A 1251-nucleotide genomic window follows, 5' to 3' on the forward strand; every position below is an offset into this window, starting at 1 on the left:
CTGCGCCGCGCGCACGCCGACCTGGCGGGAGACCGCATTCGCACGGTGACCCGACAGCGCGCCGAGTCCGTGCGCGCGCTCGCCCGGCGTGCCCGTGACCTGGCGGGGGCGGAGGTCGGCGAGACGGTCGTACGCGAGGTCGAGACCACGTTGGAGGCCGCGGCCGGTGACCCGGAGGCGGCCCGGGAGGTCCGTGTGGGAAGACTCACCTCGGCACTGCACCCCGGCGACCCGTTCGCGGGCTCGTGGCTGCCCCACGCGTCCACACCCGCCCCGGCGCGGGAGCCGACACCACGGCGGGGGAAGCGGCGACGCGCCGACCACGCCGACCGCCCCGGCCCGGCGACCCACCCGGACCAGAAGTCGCATCCCGAGCCGGAGCCGGAGCCGGAGCCGGAGCCGGAGCCGGAGCAGGAGCCGAAGCCGAAGCCGGAGCCGAAGCCGAAGCCGACGCCGGAGCCCGAGCAGGAGCCGCCGGAGCCATCGCCGGCGCGGGAGTCCCCGCCGGAGTCACCGGGGCCGCAACGGGAGGAGCGCCCCCGGAGTCCGGACCGGGACCGTAAGGCCCAGCGACGACGCCGCCGCGACCGGGAGGTGGCGGCCCGCAGGACCCGGGACGAGGCCCGTCAGGAGCTCCGCGCCGCCGAACGGGGGGAGGCCCGCGCCCGCGAGCGCACCGAAGCCGCCCGCAGAGCCCTGGAAGCCGCCGAAGCCGCCCTCGAAGACCTCCCCTGACCGCGAGTCGCCATCCCAGCCCCGCGAGTTGCCGCCCCAGTCGCGCGAGTCGCCATCCCAGTCGCGCGAGTTGCCGCCCCAGTCCTGCGAGTCGACGCCTCATGTCTGCGAGTCGGTCGGCACGGACGGAGTGGTGCTGGCGTGCGAGTGGGTGACACAGGATCGCGTCCCGCCGGCGGTGTCGATCCGCCGGCTCCGGGTGTCAGCTTGCGGGCATGGGGTGTCAACTCGTGGGCGTGAGGTGGCGACTCGCGGGCGTGGAGTGTCAACTCGCGGGACTGGAGTGGCGACTCGCCGGGTGGGGTGGTGCAACCTCGGGGGGATTCCGGTGCGTCCGGGGGGTATGAGTCGACGTCCCGGGGTCGCCGGTCCCGCCGTGTCCGTGTTCGCGCTGCTGCCCGCCCTCGCCGGGTGCGGGGTGCTGCCCGGGGAAGGCGGTTGCACGCTCGCCGCCGCGCGGGAGGGGGTGGGTGTCGAGGTCGCGGCGGGCCTCGACGCCGCGGGGGCCACCGTGGA

1 protein-coding gene is annotated in these 1251 nt (G+C 76.7%); it reads left to right on the forward strand.

Annotation, left to right across the window (positions count from 1 at the left end; genetic code table 11):
* On the forward strand, window positions 1-735 hold a 735-nt coding region (locus SACPADRAFT_RS31680; RefSeq protein WP_028662600.1), incomplete at its 5' end, for a hypothetical protein.
* Window positions 736-1251: the final 516 nt, after the last annotated feature.

The organism is Saccharomonospora iraqiensis subsp. paurometabolica YIM 90007, assembly GCF_000231035.2.
GTDB classification, from domain to species: domain Bacteria; phylum Actinomycetota; class Actinomycetes; order Mycobacteriales; family Pseudonocardiaceae; genus Saccharomonospora; species Saccharomonospora paurometabolica.